This is a genomic window from Microbispora rosea (assembly GCF_900156315.1).
Classification (GTDB): Bacteria; Actinomycetota; Actinomycetes; order Streptosporangiales; family Streptosporangiaceae; genus Microbispora; species Microbispora rosea.
Genome location: NZ_FTNI01000068.1, coordinates 1 through 5122, shown reverse-complemented (window position 1 = coordinate 5122; position 5122 = coordinate 1). Strand labels below are relative to the sequence as shown.

2 protein-coding genes and 1 pseudogene are annotated in these 5122 nt (G+C 65.5%); all 3 read left to right on the top strand.

Annotation, left to right across the window (positions count from 1 at the left end):
• Nucleotides 1-840: 840 nt before the first annotated feature.
• Nucleotides 841-2157, top strand: a complete 1317-nt coding sequence (locus tag BXA11_RS45210) for a trypsin-like serine peptidase (protein WP_076443322.1) — start codon at nt 841-843, stop codon at nt 2155-2157.
• 474 nt (nt 2158-2631) lie between these two features.
• Entirely contained in the window at nt 2632-4125 is a 1494-nt protein-coding gene (locus tag BXA11_RS45205) for a trypsin-like serine peptidase (RefSeq protein ID WP_076443323.1), read from the top strand.
• Between the two features lie 509 nt (nt 4126-4634).
• Nucleotides 4635-5122: pseudogene (locus tag BXA11_RS40910) on the top strand (trypsin-like serine peptidase); the annotation flags it as partial.

Below are 5122 nucleotides of genomic sequence, written 5' to 3'. Positions count from 1 at the left end.
CGCCAACTGGTCCGGCAAGATCGTCTGATCTTCCCCCCAGTAACGCAGAGTCAAGGAAAGGGCCCGGCCTCCCGCCGGGCCCTTTTCCGTTGCCCGAAAACGCCCACACCCGCGCTTCACCGCCCGGCGGTCACGCCATCGATCTCACGGCCGTTCTCAGAGCCAATCTCAGAGCCAATCCCACGGCCGCTCTCAGAGCCGATCTCACGACCGATCACAGGGCCGTCCGCCCCGGCCCCGCCCCTCTTCCCGCTCCACGGCGCGCCGCCTCGCCGTACCGGGCATCAGAGGCCCGATCGGGCGCTTCGCGAGCGCGTGAAGCAGTCACGCCGCACCCCATGTGCGCACGCCTGAGCCGTCCACCGCCAGATGCCGCGTAATGGGCCGGCTCGCCGCGCAGGCCGTAGATCGTCCTCAGACGGACGGGAACGGCCCGAGCCCTCCCGCCCCCATCAGGCCCCTGCAGACTGCCGCAGACCGCCGGTTGAGCCCTTTTGGGGCACCCGGAACGAGCCACCGAGAGCGTGGGCACGTTCCGCTGAAGGCCCTTTTGACGTAGCACCCCCTCTCGCGGTTTCATCCGATCAGTGTGATTTGCATCACACGAGACCCCGGCTCGGAGCGGTCGCGCCGCGTGACGACGGACATCCGACACCGGTCGTGATCAGCACAGATGCCGCATAGGCCCATCAACCTGAGCGAAGCACGCGAGCCCGGAGGCGGCGGGCAGACGTCGTGGTTCCACTTACACCACACCAACTTCTCCTATAACTTTCTGACCGTTCCTTTACTGACGCATGGGGCGCAGGAGTCGCCTCACGACAGACCAGGGAGAGAAAGTTGAAGCGCACCCTCGCATTCGGTGGCATCGCGGCCGGCCTGCTGGCCTCCGCTGCCATCGCCGCCCCGGCTCACGCCGACTCCGTCCCGAGCGTGAACCTGGCCAACACCAACCTCGCCGCTCAGCAGGTCGCCCAGTACTGGCTCGGCCAGGCCAAGGCCAACCTGGTCAACGCCACGCCGTACACCGCTGAGACCACGGTTTCCGCCAAGCACGTGTCGACCGGCGGCGTCTCCGCTGACGACAAGGCCGGCGTCGTGGGCTCCAGCGGCGACCAGAAGGCTTCCACCGGCACGTCGAAGAACGTGAACCTGCCGAAGACCACCGGCAAGGTGTTCTTCACCGGCGCCGACGGCAAGCCGCACTGGTGCTCCGCGACCGCTCTGCAGTCGCAGTACAAGAACGTCGTGGCGACCGCGGGTCACTGCGTGTACGACACCAAGTCGAACGCGACCACGCTGGACAACTGGGTCTTCGTCCCCGGTTACTACGAGGGCAAGACCCCCTGGGGCATCTACGTCGGTAAGACCGCTTACACGCACTACGACTACAGCGTGTACGAGGACGGCGACCGCGACTACGCGTTCGTGACCGTCTACAACGGCGTCATCCCCACCGAGGGCGGCACCAGCGGCGGCAAGTACGAGTCCCGGCTCTACAAGACCAAGTGGGACGCTTACAAGGCGTTGAAGAGCCTCCAGGCCGACAAGACCACGGGCTACTCCAAGCTCCAGGTCGTGCCGGTGTACGAGCGCAGCTCGCACAACGGCGGCTGGAACAACGGCGGCTCGCACAACGGCAGCTGGAACAACCACTCGACGCCGGCCCCGTCGCAGACCCCGAAGATCGTCGGCTACAAGGTCGTCGGCTTCAAGGTCTCGATCGCTCTGAAGGACGTCGGCACCCTCGGCGCCAACGTCGGCGGTCAGGGCCTGGCCTACAACCAGAAGATCGGCACCGCCGTCTTCGAGTTCGGCTACCCGAGCGGCTCGCACCCGGACGGCAACTACGCCTTCTCCGGCAAGACCCAGAAGTGGGCCTACGGCAAGACCTTCAAGGCCTCTGCCCCGTCGATGAAGGCCGAGGAGCTCGTCGGCATCAAGTCCTCCTTCACCGGTGAGGGCGCCCTCGGCTCGTCCTGGCTCTACCGCTACAGCAGCGCCAAGCGGCTCGGCTACCTCAACGGTGTGACCATCGCGGTCTCCGACACCGACGGGAACGGCCGGATCGACACCAGCGTTTCGCCGTACTTCGACGGTGAGACCCTGGCCGTCTACAAGACCGCTCAGGCCAACTGGTCCGGCAAGATCGTCTGATCTTTCCCCCAGTCAGTGAGATGAAGAAAAAGGGCCCGGCCTCCAGCCGGGTCCTTTTTCTTACGCATTTCACGGACGACGAGATGGCGACGCGGAAAAGGAACGGCGTCGTCAATTCATCGGGCCCCTCCCCCGAGGGCCGGGTGACCGGAAGGGCCGCACTCGAGTCCTGGTGGCCGTGACTCCTCCCTGGCCGTGTGAAGGGGGAGGTCCTGGCGACGCGTGATCCGGATGTCGCCGCTGCGGTGGTCGAGCGGTCCGAGAAGGGGAGAGCTCGCTCCCGCCGCGGGCGAATTCCCCGGAAAAGCACCCGGCAGCGTCGGCGTGCAATGGCATATCACATGCAAGATCACGAGGTGATACCCATTGCTTCACCTCTCTTACGCCCTCAGCTATCAATCCGGTAGTTTTTGCGCATCCTTTACTGACGCATGAGGCGAAAGCCGCGCCTCACGACAGACCATGGAGAGCACCTTGAAGCGCACCCTCGCGTTCGGCGGCGTCGCGGTCGGCCTGCTGGCCACCGCCCTCGTCGCCTCCCCGGCGCACGCCGACCGCGGCCACGGCAAGCCCAAGTCCAAGCCGCTGGCCGAGACCAACTTCGCCGCCAAGCAGGTCGCTGCCTTCTGGTTCGGCGAGAAGATGGCGAACCTGGTCAATGCCACGCCGTACTCCAGCGAGACCAAGGTCGCCGCGAAGCACGTGTCGACGATGCCCAAGGAGATCACCGACACCAAGCCCGGCGTCGTCTCGTCGAGCGGCGACAAGAAGACCACCAGCACGTCGAAGAACGTCAACCTGCCCCGCACCACGGGCAAGGTGTTCTTCATCGGCACCGACAACAAGCCGCACTGGTGCACCGCGACCGCCCTGCAGTCGCTGCACAAGAACCTGGTGGCCACGGCCGGTCACTGTGTCTACGACACGGTGAAGGACAAGGACCTGATGGACAAGTGGGTCTTCGTCCCGGGTTACTACAACGGCAAGACGCCGTACGGCATCTACGTCGGCAAGATGGCGTTCACCCACTTCGACTACACCACGTACGGTGACGGCGACTTCGACTACGCGTTCGTCGCCGTCTACAACGGCGTCACCCCGACCGACGCCGGCGCCAGCGGCAAGTACGAGTCGCAGGTCTACAAGAGCAAGTGGGATGCCGAGCGGGCCAAGGCCAAGCTCGCCGCCGACAAGACCACCGCTATCTCCAAGCTCGGCGTCGTGGAGGTCAACACTCTCTCGAGTCGCGCCCCCGAGGTTCCGGTCACCGTCGCCGAGTTCCAAGCCTGGAACAAGGGCAAGGATCTGACCGGAAACGGCCCGTGGGCTCCTCTGACGTCCGCCGGCGCGATCAACGACAGGGTCCAGCCGAACGAGTACAGGTCGGACAAGGACTCCTACGTCAGCAGGGACGGGAAGACCCTGTTCTGGCGGGTGAAGCAGCAGAGCGGCAGCCACGAGTACAAGTACTTCAGCCGGACGTTCAAGGCGAAGGCCTTCAAGGGCTACAAGGTCGTCGGCGCGAAGCTGACGATCGGCCTGAAGGACGTCGGCAAGCTGGGCGACAACGTCGGCGGCCAGGGCCTGGCCTACAACCAGAAGGTCGGCCAGCCGACCTTCGTGTTCGGCTACCCGAGCGGGTCGCACCCGGACGGCAACTACGCCTTCTCCGGCAAGACCCTCAAGTACAGCTACGGCAAGACCTTCCCCGCGACGGCTTCGGCCCTGAAGGGTGAGGCGCTCCAGGGCATCAAGTCGTCGTTCACCGGCGAGGGCGCCTCCGGCTCCGCCTGGCTGTACAAGTACAACAACGCGACGCGGTTCGGCTACCTGAACGGCGTCACCATCGGCGTCTCCGACACCGACGGCAACAACCGCTACGACACCAGCGTCTCCCCGTACTTCGACGGTGAGACCCTGGCCGTCTACAAGACCGCGGCCGCCACCCCCTCGGCCAACATCGTCTGACGCCTCGTCCCGTGAGGCTCAGCTGAGCAAGGGCCCGGCCGCGTGCGGCCGGGCCCTTGTCTTGTTCTCCGCTCTTCGCGCCGTTCCCTCTCTCACCGCGCGCGCTCTCCGTCTCACCGCGCGCTCTCCGCGCGCTCCCTGTGCCCTCAGGAGCGCCTTCCCGGCCGCCCCCGGCTAACTTCCTCCCGAGCGCAGGCGTTAGGCGCGCACGGGCGAAATCAGACGTGATCACCGCGTCGCACAGTTCCATCGCATGAGTGTGATTTGCATCACATTGTCAGCCCGAACGATCAGTGACGCAGCGTGCGCGCGACCTCTCGAAATCAGCATCTCATCAGCAGAAATACAGGAAACGTTCAGGTTCGGGCGTGACCTTGATCGTTTCGGGTGCGTCGAGGGGGCCGCTTTCGGCGCTACTTTCCGCCCGCCTCCTCCGATAACTTTCTTACCGTCCCTTTACTGACGAGTGGGCGTACTTTGTGCCCCCGACAGACCGAGGAGAACAACCCTTGAAGCGCACCCTCACTCTCGGCGGCATCGCGGTCGGCCTCCTGGCCTCCGCCGTCGTCGCCGCCCCCGCGCACGCGGACTCCGTTCCGCACGACACCCTGGCCAGCTCCAACTTCGCCGCCAAGCAGGTCGCCGCCTTCTGGTTCGGCGAGCGTATGGCCAACCTCCGCAACGCCAAGCCGTACAACGTGGAGACGCGAGTCTCGGCCAAGCACGTGTCGACCGGCGGAGCGTCCGCGGACAGCAAGCCCGGCGTCGTCGGCTCCAGCGGCGACAAGAAGGCGACCACCAGCACGAAGAACGTCAACCTGCCGAAGACCACCGGCAAGGTGTTCTTCATCGGCGCCGACCACAGGCCGCACTGGTGCACCGCGACCGCTGTCCAGTCGCACTACAAGAACCTGGTGGCGACCGCCGGCCATTGCGTGTACGACACCAAGAGCAACAAGGCGACCCTCGACAAGTGGGTCTTCGTCCCCGGCTACTA